21 protein-coding genes are annotated in these 16,958 nt (G+C 49.2%); 1 reads left to right on the top strand and 20 read right to left on the bottom strand.

The features are described from left to right. Positions 1-8: 8 nt before the first annotated feature. The 13 genes from DWY93_RS12150 to DWY93_RS12090 form a co-directional block, all read right to left on the bottom strand. Entirely contained in the window at positions 9-578 is a 570-nt protein-coding gene (locus DWY93_RS12150) for a hypothetical protein (protein WP_097777486.1), read from the bottom strand. 14 nt (positions 579-592) lie between these two features. Next, positions 593-1,552: an NTF2 fold immunity protein gene (locus tag DWY93_RS12145; RefSeq protein ID WP_097777485.1), complete on the bottom strand. Its 960-nt coding sequence runs from the start codon at positions 1,550-1,552 to the stop codon at positions 593-595. Positions 1,553-1,563: 11 nt separating this feature from the next. After that, positions 1,564-2,568, bottom strand: coding sequence for a hypothetical protein (locus DWY93_RS12140; protein WP_117472365.1), 1,005 nt, complete (start codon positions 2,566-2,568; stop codon positions 1,564-1,566). Positions 2,569-2,581: 13 nt separating this feature from the next. Continuing rightward, positions 2,582-2,857: a hypothetical protein gene (locus DWY93_RS12135; protein WP_227898881.1), complete on the bottom strand. Its 276-nt coding sequence runs from the start codon at positions 2,855-2,857 to the stop codon at positions 2,582-2,584. A gap of 14 nt (positions 2,858-2,871) precedes the next feature. Beyond that, on the bottom strand, positions 2,872-3,573 hold the full coding sequence (locus DWY93_RS12130) for a hypothetical protein (RefSeq protein WP_117472363.1): 702 nt from the start codon (positions 3,571-3,573) through the stop codon (positions 2,872-2,874). Positions 3,574-3,619: 46 nt separating this feature from the next. Then, positions 3,620-3,997 (bottom strand): hypothetical protein, encoded by a 378-nt coding sequence (locus DWY93_RS12125; protein ID WP_117472360.1) that lies wholly within the window; start codon positions 3,995-3,997, stop codon positions 3,620-3,622. Positions 3,998-4,006: 9 nt separating this feature from the next. Next, a complete protein-coding gene (locus DWY93_RS12120; RefSeq protein WP_117472358.1) occupies positions 4,007-6,439 on the bottom strand; it encodes a hypothetical protein in 2,433 nt (810 codons plus the stop codon). A gap of 23 nt (positions 6,440-6,462) precedes the next feature. Then, positions 6,463-7,137 (bottom strand): hypothetical protein, encoded by a 675-nt coding sequence (locus tag DWY93_RS12115; protein WP_242984370.1) that lies wholly within the window; start codon positions 7,135-7,137, stop codon positions 6,463-6,465. A 24-nt stretch (positions 7,138-7,161) separates the two neighbouring features. Beyond that, a complete protein-coding gene (locus DWY93_RS12110; RefSeq protein WP_117472356.1) occupies positions 7,162-7,917 on the bottom strand; it encodes a hypothetical protein in 756 nt (251 codons plus the stop codon). Positions 7,918-7,930: 13 nt separating this feature from the next. Further along, positions 7,931-9,022, bottom strand: a complete 1,092-nt coding sequence (locus tag DWY93_RS12105; RefSeq protein WP_181968541.1) for an ankyrin repeat domain-containing protein — start codon at positions 9,020-9,022, stop codon at positions 7,931-7,933. An 18-nt stretch (positions 9,023-9,040) separates the two neighbouring features. Continuing rightward, complete coding sequence (locus DWY93_RS12100; protein ID WP_242984369.1) at positions 9,041-10,480, bottom strand: DUF6138 family protein; 1,440 nt, start codon at positions 10,478-10,480, stop codon at positions 9,041-9,043. After that, the gene (locus DWY93_RS12095; protein WP_117472354.1) at positions 10,477-10,668 is read right to left on the bottom strand and encodes a hypothetical protein; all 192 of its coding nucleotides are present in this window, start codon (positions 10,666-10,668) and stop codon (positions 10,477-10,479) included. The genes DWY93_RS12100 and DWY93_RS12095 overlap by 4 nt, the downstream gene beginning before the upstream one ends. A gap of 112 nt (positions 10,669-10,780) precedes the next feature. After that, complete coding sequence (locus DWY93_RS12090) at positions 10,781-11,323, bottom strand: DUF1273 domain-containing protein (RefSeq protein WP_117472352.1); 543 nt, start codon at positions 11,321-11,323, stop codon at positions 10,781-10,783. A gap of 157 nt (positions 11,324-11,480) precedes the next feature. On the opposite strand from DWY93_RS12090, the gene DWY93_RS12085 reads away from it, so the two are divergent. Continuing rightward, the gene (locus tag DWY93_RS12085; RefSeq protein ID WP_117472350.1) at positions 11,481-11,795 is read left to right on the top strand and encodes a helix-turn-helix transcriptional regulator; all 315 of its coding nucleotides are present in this window, start codon (positions 11,481-11,483) and stop codon (positions 11,793-11,795) included. Between the two features lie 189 nt (positions 11,796-11,984). Here DWY93_RS12085 and DWY93_RS12080 read toward each other — a convergent pair whose 3' ends face one another. The 7 genes from DWY93_RS12080 to DWY93_RS12050 form a co-directional block, all read right to left on the bottom strand. Continuing rightward, entirely contained in the window at positions 11,985-13,397 is a 1,413-nt protein-coding gene (locus DWY93_RS12080; RefSeq protein WP_117472349.1) for a relaxase/mobilization nuclease domain-containing protein, read from the bottom strand. Between the two features lie 54 nt (positions 13,398-13,451). Continuing rightward, the gene (locus tag DWY93_RS12075; protein WP_006773027.1) at positions 13,452-13,778 is read right to left on the bottom strand and encodes a hypothetical protein; all 327 of its coding nucleotides are present in this window, start codon (positions 13,776-13,778) and stop codon (positions 13,452-13,454) included. Beyond that, positions 13,775-14,629 (bottom strand): nucleotidyl transferase AbiEii/AbiGii toxin family protein, encoded by an 855-nt coding sequence (locus DWY93_RS12070; RefSeq protein WP_002595844.1) that lies wholly within the window; start codon positions 14,627-14,629, stop codon positions 13,775-13,777. Before DWY93_RS12070 ends, DWY93_RS12075 begins: the two co-directional genes overlap by 4 nt. Beyond that, entirely contained in the window at positions 14,626-15,222 is a 597-nt protein-coding gene (locus DWY93_RS12065; protein ID WP_002595843.1) for a type IV toxin-antitoxin system AbiEi family antitoxin domain-containing protein, read from the bottom strand. The genes DWY93_RS12070 and DWY93_RS12065 overlap by 4 nt, the downstream gene beginning before the upstream one ends. A gap of 121 nt (positions 15,223-15,343) precedes the next feature. Then, positions 15,344-15,643: a CD1845 family protein gene (locus tag DWY93_RS12060; protein ID WP_008816745.1), complete on the bottom strand. Its 300-nt coding sequence runs from the start codon at positions 15,641-15,643 to the stop codon at positions 15,344-15,346. Positions 15,644-15,798: 155 nt separating this feature from the next. Next, positions 15,799-16,137, bottom strand: coding sequence for a plasmid mobilization relaxosome protein MobC (gene mobC, locus DWY93_RS12055; protein ID WP_006773030.1), 339 nt, complete (start codon positions 16,135-16,137; stop codon positions 15,799-15,801). Between the two features lie 2 nt (positions 16,138-16,139). After that, complete coding sequence (locus DWY93_RS12050) at positions 16,140-16,958, bottom strand: DUF3849 domain-containing protein (protein ID WP_039864661.1); 819 nt, start codon at positions 16,956-16,958, stop codon at positions 16,140-16,142.

The raw sequence follows: 16,958 nt of genomic DNA, 5'->3' as shown, positions 1-16,958 counted from the left end.
AGGTTTCACTAATAAGCAGAGCTTGTAATTTCAAAGCTAAAATTCATATCTGCATTTATGGTGACTTCTTCATTTGTGGCTGGTTGTATCACAAACTCAAATGTAGGTTCATAGTCCCCATCCTGCAAGGTTTCTCCACCCAAAATCTCGATATGATACCAGCCATTTGCAAGCTCAATCATCGGCTTCTTATGCACTCTATAGTAAGAAATCAGATCTTTCACCTTTTCAGGCGTAAACTGTTCCAATATTGGCCATGTAAAAAGCATCAGCATATTATGATCTACTTTGAGGGAATAGCCACTTTTTCTAAGCTGCAATCGGTTTCTTTCTTTGCACAGCTCCGGTCTATCACCAGAGAGATTGAACAATATGGTATAGGGATAGTTTTCAATACCGGCCATTGGGATTACAATTCCTTCGTCAAATACCCTGTCGCCGCTTTCGTTTGTGGTAAACTCCATCGCTAAATCATCTGAAAGATGATTTGCCTGCTTCCAGTCCTCCAGCAACAAAATGTCACCAAGGAGAAAATAATTAACAAGATCGTTTAATACTTCCGTAAACCTATATATCATCCATTATGCCTCCCTTACAATCCTGTCCGCTGCCAGCCGTTCAGCCGCTCCTGCACCGCGTCAATCATCCAACCCTCGCCCACGCGCTTCATGAGAAAGCGGCGGTCAAAGCTGGTATTTTTCTCTCTGGTGTAGATGTAGAGCTTGTTCTTGGTGATCTGCTCCGCGTCAAGGAATTCTTCCCCGTTGTAGGTGCCCTGGGCGCTGTATGAGAGGGCCAGAGGCCGATAGCCCAGACGGGGCTTTTCGCTCACATACTTCTCCCAGATCGCCAGCAGGCGGGGCACAGCCTCGGCATCTTCAAACCCAACCTGCTCCATGTACTGCTCCCATTCTGTCATTTCGGCAAAGAAAGCGGACAACACACTGCGGCATTCCGACGCTGCCTGCTCATCCAGCTGGACGGGCTTTTTGGCCTTTTCCCGCTGGAGCTGGGAGAAGTGTTCCATCTGCTCCTTGGTAAATTGCACATGGGCCACTGGCTTGATGTAGTTGTTGCCGGCGACAGCCAGCAGTCCATCATAAGTAACAGCAGTGTGGTCGATCCAGATATGAGAGAGCTTGGGGATGGAGGCTGCCTGGAGCAGACCGGCATCATCCAGCCCAGTGTGGTCAAGGGTCAGCAGGTCCAGCTTACAGCCTTGCAGGGCGGACAGGCCGCTGCCGTCGATCCCGGCGTTCCCGGTCAGCAGCAGGATGCGCAGCTTGGGCATGGCGGAAAAAACGGGGAAACAGGCGTCGGTGAGGGTGCCGTTTTCCACGCCGAAGTTGACCATGCTTTTATGCCCGGCAAAGGGGGCCAGCAGTTCATCCGTCACCGGATACCCTTTCACATGGAAGCCCACCAGGGTGTAACCGGCCAACCGCTCCATGATCTCTGCGGTCAGCTTCGGAATATCAAATTTCTTTTCTCCATCTAAAGTTAGGACACCGTTTTCCCAATCCGCTGTTCGTGTCCGTTTTGGCCATTCCATAGTTTACCTCCTTACTCTTGCGCTCTATCTATTACCATTCTCCACCCGGATGTCTGCACCCGGATAACAGGACGGAAAAAGTCATAGTTATTGTGAATCTTGTTATCTTCCCGAACCTCCGGTTTACAGTGAGGGGAACAGGGTAAATATCCAAGCAAAGGACCCATGCCACCGCAGACATTGCAGCCACCGTCACCGCCGCAGGTGGTCAATGTTTTCCCGTCTACCAACTCTCGCTTATAGGGGTCGTAGGCAATAGACAGGCCAAATAAGTTAGCCTGCTCCATGTCGTATGGCTTGCCCTGATCTTCCTCGCTTTCAAAGTGGTGCAGATGCATGGAGTAATCCAGTCCATCTCCCCAGGGGAACAGGGTGCGGCATCCGCCTCCGCACAGATAGGCCCACTCATCCGGCGTGGGAAGGCTGGCTGCCAGCTCCCACAACAGGGACAGCTGAAACTCTGGGTAGGTCATTGGATGGCACAGCCACGCTCGCCAGTCATCGCCATTGCGTTCAAAGCGAACAGTTTCATGTATCTCAAAACTCTGGCTGTTCTGACCCGCCCACCTCTGCAAGTTCTCCAGCCACTCAGGGTGGGCGGTGATGCGAGGGTCGTTCATAGGTACGCTTTCCCAGCCGATCTCCTCCAGTTTTCTGCCTACGAACATGGGGCCGATGGTCACCTGGCGTACTGGGGTCATGCCCTGCCGGAGAAATTCCTCCACAGAGCCCTCATATTCGATTTCCGCAAAAATATCCGCCAGTTCCTCTTGGTTGGCCTTGTCCATCCCTTGGACAAAGCTCTCCCAGCCAAGAATCACGGTATCACCTGGGATAAAGACAAACTCCCGGCCATCTTTTTCAAACAGGCCGGTGGTGCAGCTTTGTCCCCAGCGGGAAAAGGCGTATAGTTCTTTGAATGTCAAATTATAACGAGTCGCCAGCGTCTGCATCAGCCAGAGCTTATCTGACAGTTTTAATGTATCAAATTGTGGGCGAAATAAATTCTCGTTCATAACAAGACCTCTTTCAATTTGCTCCGGCAGACTGTGATTCCTTTTCCACAAGGCGAACCGCCTCCGTCAACAGCTTGGGAAGCTGATTTGTTTCTGTCGTTTCATACTGCTGGACTGGATTCGCCCAATCGAAGTTATGAATGACAGAAATGATGTATCTGTCCTGATACCAGCCCATATCCAGCAGAAAGCAGTTCGGATATTCCACTTGCAGCATATCTTCTTTTCGCGTGGCATCCAGAAAAATGACCTTTCCAGTGTCAAAATCTATCTTTGACCAGACTTGCACGGCAAAATTCCTCCTCACGATTCTCCGAAATGCTCCAGGTACAACTTCCGCACGGAATAGGGACCAACAAGGGTCGTTTCCTTTCGGCCATCCCAAGAATACACATGAATTTCGCCTTCATCCCCAATGTACCGCTGTTCCTCAAAGGGTGCGGGAAAGGGGAAGCTTTCTACGATGCTCCAATCAATCTTGGGCTTCAGCCCATCAAACTCCTCGCGCTTGAGCCTTTTGAAATTGAACACCAAGGCCGCTCCAATTCCATCGAAAAGCAAATCTGCGTATTCTCTGGGGGTAATATTCTCGCTCACATTGGCAGCTTTGATGTCCACATTCAGAACCTTGTCACCGCAGTTTGTCCATATTTTATTGGGAGAGAACCAGGTAGTCCGATCTTTGCCGCCTGCAAAGTCCTCGCGGAAATAGCTTCTGTTGGCGCTGTCCATCTCGACACCTTCCCGAAGCGGCCCATTGTACGGGGAAAGCGGATAATATCGGTGTTTTGCTGGGTCAAACTGGCCAAACGCAATGTCTAACAGATACTCATGCTTCTCACTACGCATAAGCTTGTGTGGCTTCACAATGTTTTCTTCGATGAAACTCCAAATGTACTCATCCACATGAATAGATACACGAGGGCGACTGAATAATGTGATTTTGTAGTGATCCTCTCTGTCCATTCTCTCCGTATTGAACCAAATACGATGAATTTTAACCATAGTTATCCCCTCGCATGATTTCTGCCAACGACACTTCTGTTTTCGCCTAAAAAAGCAGTTCACCGAAAAACAGCCTGAGAGTCACGGCAGATAATGTTTCAAGCTGTGGCTTGCTGAGAGGAGTGTAGTGAAGGACAATTTCTCCATACAACTCCGTGTTGATGTGGTGTTCTTCCAGATACCGCAGAACCTTTCGGTTGTTCCGCACGATATTTAGACGAAACCTGGTATTATCAAGGGCATATTCAAAACAGTCCGGGTCAATCAATTGACCATTGGCTGGATCATTCATTTCCAAGCGGAGTGCTTCCGCGCCGGTCTTGCGGGAGAGTGTAAAGTAACCATCCTCCAGTTCAAAGAACAGGCAGGACAGTCCTTCATCATTGTCCAGCTCCCAAGTCATTCTTTTTGCAAATAATTCCATACTTTCACCTCACAGCAAGTCTACCTTGATACCGCACCGTTCCAGAACGGGCAGCACCTGTTCCGGCTTGGAGGACATGAGGGTAATATGTTTGAGATTGGGGAACTGGCGCAGTTCCGCCTCCGTAATGGTATTAAGATCAAAGGCTCCATCCTCGCCATCCCAGAACGGACAGAGCTGGGTATAAATCTCGCTGCCGCCATCCATCTCGATTTCTGTGACCTCCGGGGCCAACCGCTCCGGGACAGGGTATTTCTCCAGCCACTTCCGAATCTCTGGGATGGGTTCATACCCTTCCGCGTCAATGTCGATCTTGCGTCGGCTATACTCTCTGGCAAACTCATGGGCATCCAGTTTAGGAGCCAGTAAGCCTTTCTCGTACATCAGGACTTCCATGACCGCCAGCTTGAAGTTGAAGCTGGTAAAGGTGAGCACTGGTTCAGTCGGCTTGGATAACTTGTATTTCTGCGCTTTCGCTGCCTTTTGCTCTGGCTCTTTCCAGCTGATCTGCACCATGGCGGAGAGGGCCTCCAGCTTTGCTTTCTGCGCTGACTGCTCCTCTGAAACAGGACCCGGCAAGCGGGTATAAACGGTAAAGCCGCCTAATTTGAGGGTATGGGCAAATCCGGCGAAATCCTTCCAACTGGCCTCCCGGTAGTCCTTGGACCCGATCCAAACCGTTCCGTCAAATGTCTGCCGAACCGCATACTCTCCCTGTGCCGCTACCCGGACACCAAGGGTTTTGATGGTCTGCTCATCTTCATCTAACCAGCCCTGGAGTCCAAGCTCGTCCCACAAAGCAAGTGCCTGGGTATAGGGACTCTCTCGGCCTGTAATGGGGCTTTTCCGTGTTCCATTTTGCAGGACAATGCGGGCAGGCCCCAATTTTTCCGCCAGCTGCGACAGGGTAAACGGCGGCGTAAATACCGCCCCCAGGATGGTCAGGCTGTCTTTTTTGAGAATGATTTTTTGCTCTGTGGCCTTGGGCGGTAGGAAGATGGGCAAATTCGGGTACACTTCTTTGTACTCTCGCCATTCCAGCTTTTTGGGCTTGTTTGCCGTCCGCAGGAAGCCCCAGAAGTCGATGGGATAACGAAATACCGGCCCAACCCTATCCCGCCGGGTGACGATGACCACCGTGCCATCGGTGAGTATTCCAATGTGCTGCATGTTCTCCCCGCCGAACATTCCCGGACGGATACGCAGCACTTCACGGGTGTTCCTATTGATGAGCTGGGCAAAGTCATCGGAGAGGATCTCGCCGTTTCCCTGCACCAGCAGCCAGTCCCCGGTAAACCAGCGAAGTTTCAGCCACTCGCCCATTCCAGGCAGGGGGGCAATTCGGCACCGCCCGGTGTCCATGTCCAGTTCCAGCAGGCATTCTTCCATCCGCCCCTTGCCACTGACTGCATGGATCATGGTAATGCGGCCTGTGCCGGGAACGGGAACGGCCTCGGAGAGATGGTCGTATCCATCCAGAGAGAAGGTGTGTTTTGTTACCTTGCCATTTTCCCAGCGGTAAATCTGCCCCTTGTACCACTCGTTGGAAAAGTAGACCCGGCCCAACCCGTCTGTCACGATGCCACAATGGTATTTGGTGCTCCATCCATCTTCCGGCAGAGTCCAGTTTTTCACATCCTGACAGGTGCCCCGGTCGGTGAGTTCAATCCGTGTGGCGTTGGTGGGATCGCCCACCCAGAGGGAATGGTCAGCCCAGCACAGGGTCCGGGGCGGACCGTCATATCCAATGGGGGACGGCTCGAACCAGTTGAGGGTAGCCGGATTCTTGCTCAGTAATGCCCGGCCAATCGTCCCGCTGCCAGCGGCCCTCGATGCAGCATATAGTTCATGTTCCGGGGAATAGGTAAGGCATCCAAGGTGCGGCAAGCTGTGGGAGCGGATTACTTGCGGCGGACGGTGGCGCAGATCGGCCACACAGCCGTTTTTCCACTCCTCTGCGTTTTGGTTTTTCCATTCTCCCGCCGCAAAATCACCCGCCAGAGAATTGAAGAAATAATCGTACTCATCCTGAAGTATGTATTCCTCGCAGGGCATTAGCTTTCCAGGGTCCTGCTCCTTGGCATGGTCGCCCCATTTTCGTCCTTGCTGTTTCATCAGGTGACAATATTGCCCCTGCTTTTTGCAGTAGCGTTCCCATTCGCTGCGTTCTTCCTCTGGGATCAAGGCAAACAGATACTCGTCCTCATCATCCAGGTTATACAGCGCCCAGCCGAAGGCAGACAGCTCCTGCCCCAATGCCGCCGCCCCTTTTTCATGGGATAGCTTCATATACTGAACGCCAACGGCATCAAAGCGTTCATCCAGCAGCGCCGGGACCTGCGCGCCCCATTTTTCTCGCAGTTCCGCCAGAGTGTCCTGTACGGCTCCGTCAAATTTCAGAATGTCCAGCGCATCGGATATGATTTGTGCCCAGTCTGGCATGAAAGTACCCCCTTTTTAGTGACTCAAAGTTTGCTGCTCAGCCGCTTGACTGGCGCAGACATTACATCTGGAAAATGCTTACACAGAATCTTTGTGAATAAGGTCATTGCAAGAAACGGTTTGAGATTACCTGCTGCAATCTCAAAATATTGAGAATAGCCCCAATCCAACTCATCTTCTCCGCACCAAAAGTTGAGAAGTTCTGCCCCCAGATCCATCCGCTGACTGGATAGGGATTTCCATGGAATCTGTGACCGCAGATACTCCTGAACCTCTCTGAGCTGTTCTGTGGCAATGTGCTGATGGGCATAATCCTGCACATTCTTGAAATAGGTATCCAATTCTATGTAGCTGGGAAAGAGGCTGCTGCAATCAATCTTGGAAAATATCTCCGCCATACAGAGAATGCGCCGCCGGTGAAAATCCTCCATTTCCCGCTCCAAAGCCTCGGCCTGAATCATTTCGTGTTTCTCTCTACAGGCATAGGCTTTATTTTCTGGTACCTGGAACGCTTCATCTACTTTCTTGGCTATGGTAAACATCTGGATTTCATCGGTATTCTTGCGCTTCCGCAGATCATCCCAACTGCCTCGTTCCAATTTATCCTCTTTTGAATAACAAACAGAGCATATCGCCTGTGCCGGATCAATTTCTCTCGTCAAACAGTAAGGACAAAGAATTTTCGCATTCTCACACAATCTGGTTGCCTCCTTTCCGTTGTGTTACAGCGACAGCCATGTACTCAAAGCACTTATTTCCTCCCGTAGCAGCGGGGACTTGCCAGCGGCGGCAAAGGCTTTTTGGACACCGCCATAGCGCCGCTCGGAGCGGTCTACCAGCTGGAGTGCGGCTGCCTCCAAATCGGGAATCGCCATCACAGCATCTGCCAGCGCCTGAGCGGAGAGTTTATCCGCAATCAGAGAGGCGGCAAAGTAGCGCAAATGGCTGAGAGATAGGGCGGACAAATCGCTGAGTTTATGCAGTTCATAGAGTTTCAGGGCATAAAGGGAAGGAAGCCCATCCAGAGCCGGTAGTTCCTGTACAGCTGGAAGTGCCTGGAGATAGAGTTTCTGAAGCCGGGTCGCTGGAGTCAGGAAAGGGGCAATATCTTCCGTTTTCCGCATTTCCTCCAAATGGAGATAGGTAATGCTGGTGAGAAGTGGGGTGATGTCGCCATTCTTTTCCCCACGCAGGTGGAGAACACGCAGGCCGGGGAGAGAAACATTGTCCCAGGAAACAGGGGCCGACAGCCATAGGGACAGTGTATGAAGCTGCTTTAGCCCGGAGAGAACTTCTACACCCTCACACTTTTCCATTAGGGTCAGTTCCTCCAGATTGGGATAATCCCGCAGGAGGGACAGATTCACCTTCCGCTCTCCCGTCACAGACAGACACCGTACCGCATCTGGTTTTAGTCCATTCAGATCAATCTTTTCTCCGCCACGCCAGAAAACTGCGGTGCAGTATGCCTGTTCCATTTTGCTTCTCTCCTTATTCCTCAAACTCGCCCTCAATCATTCCATTAAGATATTTTCCGGGATCAGCAATAAATTCCTCCCATTTGGCTAACGGATGAAACTCCTTATGCTCAATGTCCAGATACCAGAGTTTCTTATCTCTGGGACTCCACAGCAGCAAATAGTCGCTGTAATTGTCCATTTTCGCCATAAGGGAGAGCAACTTTTTCCGTTTCCAGGTCATCTCCTGTACATCCATGTAGGGGTACAGTTCCGCCCATTTCACCAGTTCCCGCTCTGGAAATTCCAGACGCAAGGGGCCGGTCTTTAAGTATTCCACCAGCTTGGCAGGCAGCTTGTAAGGCATGAGTTGACGCGCCTTTTCCTGTTTGTTATGCCATTCCTCCGGCTCCAGAGCTTTTAAGTAGGCGGCCATTTCCTGATTTTTGTTCTGTACTGCCACGGTGTAGGGCCGGTCACCGTATTTATCCGGGATGGTGATGTCTGCACCCTGTTCCACAAGCCAGCGCACCATAGAAAAATCGTTGTGCCGTGCAGCTTCAGTGACAGGAGTCGAAGCGTAGGGAAACACCATATCTGGCTTGTGATAGTTGATGTCCGCCCCGTTTTGAATCAGATACTCCACCAGCAGCTGATTTCCATGGCTCGCCATACTGCGCAGGGCTTCACCGCCGTATTGTTTCAAATCCATGCCCATCCTTTTCAAAATGGGGAGTACATTAGGCTCATCCCGATCCATCAAGTGGAGAAACAGCCTGCATATATCCCTTTGTGTTGCGGGGATTCTGACTCCCACATCTACCAAAAAGGAAAACAGGGTCAGGTCTTGACTGCGCAGGGAACCACAAAGCAATTCTTCCGGGTTATGGGTCAAATCTGCTCCGCATTCGATCAGGAGCTGTACCATGTCCATCCGATTTTCCAGTACAGCCAATTCCAGCGGAGAGGCTTCGTCATCCCGCGGCCAATCTCCAATCATTACCTGATAGCATTGTGGCTCATTGGGAGAATGCCCTGCGTGAAGCAGGGAACGAATCACCTCTATGTCACCACTTTTGATGGCAGCCATCATGGGAGGTACATTTGAATAGCTTACTTCACTCATCCGGGTCCTCCTTATAGTCTATTGAAAAATTTTCTGATATTGTTCTCTCAGCTCCTCCGGAGCTGCTTCCACCACTTTCTGACCACCCTTGGCGCTGGCTTTGCCCCAGATCACATAGCAGACCGTTTCCCATGCGTATTGCAGTACTTCCTCCGGGCTGGCTTCTGTTTCCTCGTCGGGTTCCTCGTCCTCGTCATCATCGTCATCCTCGTCGGAGGAAAAACCGCTTGGAACGATCTCGGACAGATGGATTTTTGCCTCCAGCAGAGCGTCCAGGCTTTCTGCGTTTGCCATCCACGCGGCATAGTCCTTGGAATACTTCATGTTCTGCATGGACAGCACCCCACGGACAAATACAGGGACGGTATCAGCGGTAAATCTGAACTGTTTCACATACTCCCGGAGGAATTTTTCCTGTAAGTGGGAGTGCTCATCATCGCAGAGATCGAGATAATCCCATACCAGTTGCCACCATTCTTGCCCCAGCATTCCCAGGGCGAACACGGCAAAACTTCCGGGGAGCGCGCACTGCTCATCGCTGAGATTGGTGTACTGCTCATATTGCCGCATGGCAAGCCGGGCGTACCGTTCCATCAGGGGGTGGAGGCCAGGGTACTGCACGGCACAGGCAAAGAGCTGGTTTACTCCCTTTTTGGGCAGTCCTGTGATGGGAAGATAGCTCTTTTCCGGCCCTTTGAACTCCACCGCATAGCTGCGGGGAAAGTCCTCCTGCTCCAGAATCTCACACAGGTAGTCCAGCACTTCGTGGCAGCATTCCTCTGTGTTGTCCCTGGCAGTAATACGGATCACAGCAAAGGCATCGTTGGCCGATGCGGTGAAGTGATCTGTTTTCCGCTTTTGCAGGTTTAGGGGCAACCTGCCGGTTCCATGGTCCCGGAGTTTTTTTACCATATCGGGACGGACTTTCTCCACCAATCCAAAGAGGTAATTGGTGTCCAGATACTGAAAGTCCATACCATATACCTTATAGCTCACCGCCACATAGCAGGCAAAGCGCAGCAGTGGCTCCGGGACCTGCTCTGCACGAATACCTGGTTTCAGGGAATACTCCCGATCCCAGAAGCGATCATCTTCATCGCCTGTTGCAACAAAATACTTCTCTTGTAGTTCCCGTTTCAGCATATCAAGTAGATGGTGGTCAATTTCACCCCAGCGGCTCTGGCGGCGCAGGTTTTCGCTGAAGGCGATGGCCTTTTCCGCATCCAGGGTCTCGGCCCGCTGTATTTCGGTCCATGCCCTAAGCAGTTGCCATACCTCAAAGGGTGCACCTTGACTGCTGACCACTACCGGCGGCCAGTGGGAATCATCAAGCCGCGTGATTTTCCCGTCAATGGCATCCTGGATGCACTGGTCAAAGAGCGGTTGCAGTTCTTCCTGCACCTCTGGCTTCATCCAGTAACAGCGCCCGTCCGCACTATTTCGTTTTGGTAAATTCATATCAGGCCACCTCTTTCCGAACAATAAAAAATGCCCCACGCCGCACTGTCATAAAGACAGGCTGACGCAGGACATGAAGAAGCCGCGTTGAAGGAGCCGCATCCACCAGCAGATGTAGTTTCTTCAACAACCAAAATATTTTTTTCGTATCTTAAAGCAGCAAATTGCTGTTCAATATATTTGTTCATAGCGGCACCATTTGTTCTGAGCATAGTTTTATATTTTATTATATTATATCACAGCACTCCTTCAATGAAAATATTTTGTTGGAAATGCCAATGAAAAATTTTTGTGAATTTGTTAAGTCGTAGGGGTTGTTATTTCCATAGTATCTGGATGGATCAGAGTGATTGCTTTTCCATTCCGTAAGGCATAATTGACTGTCTGTGCTGTGCCGGAGCGCAGCTTTTTCTGATTATCAAACACACCGATAAGGTACTCTGCATGATCGACCATATAATAATTTCTTTTTTTATAACTGGAAACATCCGCAGAATGTGAAATAACAATAGAATCGTTTGCGTTTTGGATCAGCTTTTTCAATCTATGTTTACTCTGATCCGGCCATTTAGAGTCATAGCCGATGAAGGGAACTACAACGATAATTTTAATATCCTCGTATCCCGTTTGTGCTCTCAATGTCAGCAGCTGTTCTCCAGCCCACATATCCACACCAAGAGCACCGCCGACAAAAAAAGTACAGACAAATTTCTCGTCATGGAGTATCCGAAACTGCTCCAGGAGACATTCTTTTAGTTTTTGGCATAGGGGATCTTCCTCATTATATCCAAAGCAAAATCTTGTTGGTCGGTGGCCGGTAATGGCGCAGGCATACTGATTCATATAAATCACCCTTGATAACTGCCGTGATTACGCATATAAAGCAAAAATAACGCAAATAATAATGCGTATAAAGGTTATATTACAAAATTATAACACAATACATACGAAGTATCAAGAATTGCTTTCTGCTATGCTAAAAGAGCAGAGAGGTGAGCGTATGGACGAAGAATTTATCCGCAATCGAATCACAGAATTACGATTGAAAAAAGGCGTTTCAGAATATCAGATGAGCATGGAGTTAGGGCAGAACAGAAGCTATATTCAGGCGATTTCTTCCGGGCGTTCTATGCCGTCTATGAAGCAGTTTCTCAACATCTGTGAGTATTTTGAAATCACGCCGCTTCAATTTTTTGATGCACAGGAGAATAACCCTCAGCTTATCAAGAAGGCTTTGGACGGAATGAGAAAGATGTCAGATGACGATCTGATTATGCTGATTGGTTTTATAAGTCGCTTAAACACAGAAAGCTAACGATAGGAGGCAGTAAGCGTCCCGTCGTTAGTTTTTTTATTTTATGCGTAGCATATTGTGGCAAGCAATGCTTGTGGCTATCCATTTCGCCACAAGCTGCTTGTTGAGGGCAGCGCCCCCAAGCCCCTTTGAACACAGAATTTCATTCTGTGGCTGCGCGTTCTGCGAACGCTTTTGACCAGGACCAGCTTACCGCTGGCCGTGGTCTTTTTCTTTTTCAACATCCTGTTCTACCTCCATTTTCAGCACTCGGTCTACATTAGCCTTTGCCGTTAAAAGCTCCCGCATTTCTTCACGGGAACGCCGGTACTCGGCATAGGTCTTTTTCTTTTCTTCCAGCAATTTCGCGTACTCCGTCTGCAACTCTTTGACCTTGGGCAGCTTCTTGACGCCCATCTCATCAAAGGCATTCTTAGCAGCCTGGTGGAGCAGAATTTCTTCCTCATGTTCCTCCCGGAATTTCTTAGAGTAGCCGGCCTTGCGGTAGTCCACATAGACCTCACGGGTCTTGGCATAATTTACGATGTGAGTACGCAAAACAGCGATCTCTGCCATACGCTTTTCAGCCTCCTTAATTTGCGCCGAAAGCTCATTGTGATGTGCCGTGGCGGCCGCAGCCTTTTCTTCCAAAACCGCATACTCCAGCAGGTTATGCTCTGATAGGTAGTTCATGGTCTGCGCCATTTGCTTCAGATTGAAAACTTTAGCCCATCGCGCATAGCCAGCACCTTTTCCTGCCTGCAATTTTGCCTGAATGTCCACCAGCAGATTGACCTTCGGCGGCTCTGCCTGTGCGACCACTTTCTTTCGTGGGGTATGTGCTTTCTTCCCGGAGAGAACCGCCTGCAAATCATCTAATCCATATCCTTCGCCCAGGCTGTCCATACGGGCGGCTTTCTCCCAACCGGGGAGCTTCAAGCGATATGATTTCCCGCGTTTTGATACTTCACAGCCGGACTCTTGCAGCAGCTTCAGCAACGCCTCAAAGTCAGTAGGACTTTGTGATAATGCGTTGTCAATCGCTACACGCAGCAGCTCTCGGTGAGAGGGCTTTGCCTGATCGCCCAGCCACTTGTTATAGCTCTTTCCGTGAGGTTTCGGATTCTCCACAATGGACAGTCCGTTTTCGACGCAGATGGTGTCACTTAACTGTCGGACTGCCTTGGTGCTGCCCCAAAAGTTTCGGAATTTCCGGTCATATTCTAAGCTGACCGATGACCAGATAATGTGATTGTGAATGTGCGACTTGTCTATGTGAGTGCAGACCACAAAGGCATGATTACCCTTGGTAAAGCGCTTGGCAAATTCTACGCCCAGCCGGTTGGCTTCTTCCGGAGTGATCTCACCGGGGCAGAAAGACTGGCGCACATGATAGGCAATCACATCGTCCGCACCTCGCACTCGTCCGGTCGCGGCAAGGTACTGTCGCTTTGCCAGAAGGAACTCTGCATCCGCAGTCCGACTGTCACACGCATAGCCGGTAATGAGCCTGCCGTTATCTGTTTTTTGGGGATTGGCCACATAGTCGATGATGTCACTGATCGCCCGACTTTCTGTGCGGCCCTTGCCGACATGAAGCGGCATGATTCTCGTGGTTGCCATAGGTCAGACCTCCTTCCCGAAAAGAAAACGGCCTGCCATAGCAGACCGCTTTCACTATTCTATAAAACTTTCTTCATCGAAAAAATTGAACTCATCATCTTCTAAGTGTCTTGGTGGAAATCTCATTTCATATTGCTCTTGCGCCAATGCACGGACATCAGGCCGCCTATCCTTTAGTCGATTTTTCAGCCAGGACAACTGCTCTTTCGATAGCCTCCATGGAAGATTCAAAAGACGATTCAGTGTCATCAGTTCAGCCTGCTTTTCTGCTGGTAGCGAAGCACAGGATTTACAAATGTGGGATGCATGACCTTTGCCTGAAAATTTTTCGTTGGCTTTGTATTCACCACAAACTTTACAATAGTGTCCATGCTTTTTCATAAGCTGATGCCCTTCTCGCAAAGAACATATAACCTGCGAATTGCTTTCATAATCACATCCCATTCCAAATCAGAAGCATAAGAAAACTTTTTACGGTATGCCTCCCAAAGTTTTTGCATAACCGAATCATTTTCCACTTCGTCAAAAACTTCTTCAGCCTGGTTAAGATACTTCTCCGATCCCCGTTTATGAGCAGTTGCCAGAAGCGCATCATGTAAAATTTTCGGGTTCAGCGTGGTTCCATGCAGCTGTTCTAAAATGTAAATATCGTAGAAATCTCTCATGCGGGTATTGGTTGTGGTTCTGGTAATAATGGTTTCCAGTTTTTCTGCCAGCACAGTTTCTAAATTATAAGCCCAAATATCAATGGAGCGATCTTCCAGCATAAGTTTGAATGAATACCGAACCTCTCTTGGAGTGATTGCATCTCCCGTAGAAATATCAATTTTCAAAGGGGTCACTACACCATCGAATGTTGTACTCATGCTGACACGAATCCCCGGATACTCTGCTTCATCCATAATCTCCGAAATACTTTTCAGCTGAAATTTAACACCATCATCAATCGGAACAGTTACGATTGATGAAATTAGATTCTCAATATCCTCCACATTAACATTAGCTCCTTTTATGGTTGCATCCAAATCCATCGTAGAGCGGGCATCCAATCCAACCATAGCCGCTACCAACATACCACCCTTTAAGATAAACTTATCACGATACTCAGAAAGAGAAATACGCTCCAAAAAACGCTCCATCATGTAGTTCCTCATTAAAATCTGAGCATCTGCGGATTTTTCTCTGGAAAGGTTTCGTATTAAATCTTTAAGCTGCCTTGCTGTTTTTATCATAAAAGTACCTCCAAATACTGTCGTAAAATTTTTTCCACCTTGAACATCCCGGCATATTGCATTAAAGCTCGCAGGTTCTTATCTTTTCTACGGGCATACGCTTTCAGTGCTCCCTGAAAGGTCTGAATTTCAATTCTGCTACGGCTTCTGAGCAAATCACAGATCGTTCGCTCCATATCATAAACCGGCACAGTATGCCCGAACGGAGTTTTCGCTGTTGTAAGTCCTACATCATGTAAGTCTGCTTTAATCGTAAAAACTTGAATGCCTTCTGCTTTCATTTTGCTTGGATTGCATCCAGTTTTGACCGTAACTGTATATTCTATTGGTTCACGGTCTGTCAGATCGTGAAAAAATAAAGCTGTTTCATGTGAAAATACTGCTTGTTCAAATCGCAAATGAAGCAGATACATGGCATCCACCCAGGAATCTTTGGACAGATAAATCCCATGTGCAACTCTATCCAAATCTCGTGAACGCACATAATCATAAAATACCGGCTTTGAAATTCCAGAGGATACGACCTGTGATGTTCGCAGCATTCCTTCTTGTGCTGTTAGCATCTGATCCAGCTGTTCAAATTGTCCCATCATGTCACTTCCTTTCGTACTAATATTATATTCAATATTAGTTCAAAAGTAAAGTTGTGGATATATAGTTTCTCTTTCCAAATTTAACAGACGGTGTTTGGCATTTTGTGGCTTTGCGTATTTTTTATCCATAAACCCAATCCTGAATGGCAAATTTCAAACTCTGCACCTTACCCATCAGCCAGATTGCAGCCAACGGCAGCCCCATAGGGCTAATCAAAAATGCCATAACCAGCAAAATCACACCATTCTGCGGGGAATAGGTAATAAGCACAGCCACGCCAAGCAGAGCAATTACAGTGCTGAGCAGACCAAGCACCAGACCGGATATGTAGATCAGTCCCGTGCAGAGCCAGACAAAAAGCGTCAGCACCAAAATGACCGGTGCAGTTATAATCATCAAAAGCCCTTTCAAAATCTTCATGTCATTTCCTCCTTGCAGCGTTCTTGGTATCTTTTCTAATCATATTATCCGGCATGGGCAGGCAAAAGACAAGGATACCGATAAAAAGAAAAAGCGGAGAGAGGAGCAGCGAAGTAATGCCGTTCCTCCCTCCGCAAATGGAGTATCTATCCCTGTTATAAAAGTTTGGAAAGCTGAGTAAGGATTTCCTCTACGCCCTCCCATAACTGTTCCTGCCGCTGGGATATATCCTCCAAGTCAGCATCATAAACCCGCCCAGTCTCATGCACTTTACGGGTCAGCTGGTTTAAGTTGTTGCTGCTTCGGCGCATCAGGGAAACAAGCTCCTTCAGCTCCGGCAGCTCCAGCTTGACTACATACCCATCCAGCGCCATTTTTCTTAGATAGGCTTCACGGTTGGAGGTTCCAAACTGAGACATTTTTTGCTCAATCACAGCAAGCTCCTCCGCTGAAACTCTAAAGTTTAATTGCATATCCCGCTTACGCTTTGCCATAGTTATCGCTCCGGCTCCCGTTTCTTCGGGGCGGCAGGCTTATGGGCAGGCAGCTCCTGTTTGAGCTTATCCCGTACTGAGGGGCGGGACGGTTGCAGTTTTTCTCCCTGAGTACGGCTACGCTGCTGTTCTTCTCGCACCAGATCAATAAAGCCATCCAGCACAGCAGGGTGGCTGTTCAGGACATAACCACAACGGACGGTTTCGGGGTTCTCGTTGGGAATGGTCTTAGCCCATTCCTTATTGCGTCGGGAGTAGCGCCCATCCCAGTCCTGAAGCTGAACGGTGTTAGCCAGAACCATAGCCACACGCTCCATGCCATAGGTCTCGATCACACCCTTTGCCGCATCGTGACTGAGATACATTCCGTCGAAGTGTTCCCGCACCGCCGCTTCAATGGACTCCTTGCATTGGAGATTTGCATTGTTGGAAGCCCGGTACTGCTCCAGCTCCCCATGTTCTCTCGCATAGGCGGCAGAGTGGGGATAGACCGGTGTTGTTCGCAGTTCCTCTTTAGCTCTGCACACATCGTCGGCACGGTTCTCAATACTGTCCCGGATCACATCCATATAGCCGGTCTCCAGCTTTTCAAAATAACGGTACACATCTTCCAGCGGCGAAGGAGATTCCAAAAGCGCCTTGGCCTGGGCGTCGGTCAGCTCCAGTTCCTCCATCGCCATCACGATGTCCTCACGGATGGTGTACTCATAAGTGTGGTGCAGGATTTCTTCCGGGGGCTGGCTTTTCAGCCAGTCCCTGTATTTGTCCTGCTCAGCGGCCATCTTTTCATAAAGAGCTGTATTCAGATCGTTGGTATTCAT

This window comes from Clostridium sp. AF28-12 (assembly GCF_003435225.1).
Taxonomy (GTDB): domain Bacteria; phylum Bacillota; class Clostridia; order Lachnospirales; family Lachnospiraceae; genus Pilosibacter; species Pilosibacter fragilis.
This window is presented reverse-complemented; position numbering and strand designations above follow the sequence as displayed.

What these genes read in the sequence shown, in the direction of transcription:
- DWY93_RS12140 (WP_117472365.1), bottom strand. Translation starts at nt 2,568, where the DNA reads ATGAACGAGAATTTATTTCGCCCACAATTTGATACATTAAAACTGTCA.
- DWY93_RS12095 (WP_117472354.1), bottom strand. Translation starts at nt 10,668, where the DNA reads ATGAACAAATATATTGAACAGCAATTTGCTGCTTTAAGATACGAAAAA.
- DWY93_RS12060 (WP_008816745.1), bottom strand. Translation starts at nt 15,643, where the DNA reads ATGAAGATTTTGAAAGGGCTTTTGATGATTATAACTGCACCGGTCATT.
- DWY93_RS12085 (WP_117472350.1), top strand. Translation starts at nt 11,481, where the DNA reads ATGGACGAAGAATTTATCCGCAATCGAATCACAGAATTACGATTGAAA.
- DWY93_RS12065 (WP_002595843.1), bottom strand. Translation starts at nt 15,222, where the DNA reads ATGATGGGACAATTTGAACAGCTGGATCAGATGCTAACAGCACAAGAA.
- DWY93_RS12130 (WP_117472363.1), bottom strand. Translation starts at nt 3,573, where the DNA reads ATGGTTAAAATTCATCGTATTTGGTTCAATACGGAGAGAATGGACAGA.
- DWY93_RS12050 (WP_039864661.1), bottom strand. Translation starts at nt 16,958, where the DNA reads ATGAATACCAACGATCTGAATACAGCTCTTTATGAAAAGATGGCCGCT.
- DWY93_RS12125 (WP_117472360.1), bottom strand. Translation starts at nt 3,997, where the DNA reads ATGGAATTATTTGCAAAAAGAATGACTTGGGAGCTGGACAATGATGAA.
- DWY93_RS12145 (WP_097777485.1), bottom strand. Translation starts at nt 1,552, where the DNA reads ATGGAATGGCCAAAACGGACACGAACAGCGGATTGGGAAAACGGTGTC.
- DWY93_RS12100 (WP_242984369.1), bottom strand. Translation starts at nt 10,480, where the DNA reads ATGAATTTACCAAAACGAAATAGTGCGGACGGGCGCTGTTACTGGATG.
- DWY93_RS12075 (WP_006773027.1), bottom strand. Translation starts at nt 13,778, where the DNA reads ATGAAAAAGCATGGACACTATTGTAAAGTTTGTGGTGAATACAAAGCC.
- DWY93_RS12090 (WP_117472352.1), bottom strand. Translation starts at nt 11,323, where the DNA reads ATGAATCAGTATGCCTGCGCCATTACCGGCCACCGACCAACAAGATTT.
- DWY93_RS12110 (WP_117472356.1), bottom strand. Translation starts at nt 7,917, where the DNA reads ATGGAACAGGCATACTGCACCGCAGTTTTCTGGCGTGGCGGAGAAAAG.
- DWY93_RS12080 (WP_117472349.1), bottom strand. Translation starts at nt 13,397, where the DNA reads ATGGCAACCACGAGAATCATGCCGCTTCATGTCGGCAAGGGCCGCACA.
- DWY93_RS12105 (WP_181968541.1), bottom strand. Translation starts at nt 9,022, where the DNA reads ATGAGTGAAGTAAGCTATTCAAATGTACCTCCCATGATGGCTGCCATC.
- mobC (WP_006773030.1), bottom strand. Translation starts at nt 16,137, where the DNA reads ATGGCAAAGCGTAAGCGGGATATGCAATTAAACTTTAGAGTTTCAGCG.
- DWY93_RS12150 (WP_097777486.1), bottom strand. Translation starts at nt 578, where the DNA reads ATGATATATAGGTTTACGGAAGTATTAAACGATCTTGTTAATTATTTT.
- DWY93_RS12070 (WP_002595844.1), bottom strand. Translation starts at nt 14,629, where the DNA reads ATGATAAAAACAGCAAGGCAGCTTAAAGATTTAATACGAAACCTTTCC.
- DWY93_RS12120 (WP_117472358.1), bottom strand. Translation starts at nt 6,439, where the DNA reads ATGCCAGACTGGGCACAAATCATATCCGATGCGCTGGACATTCTGAAA.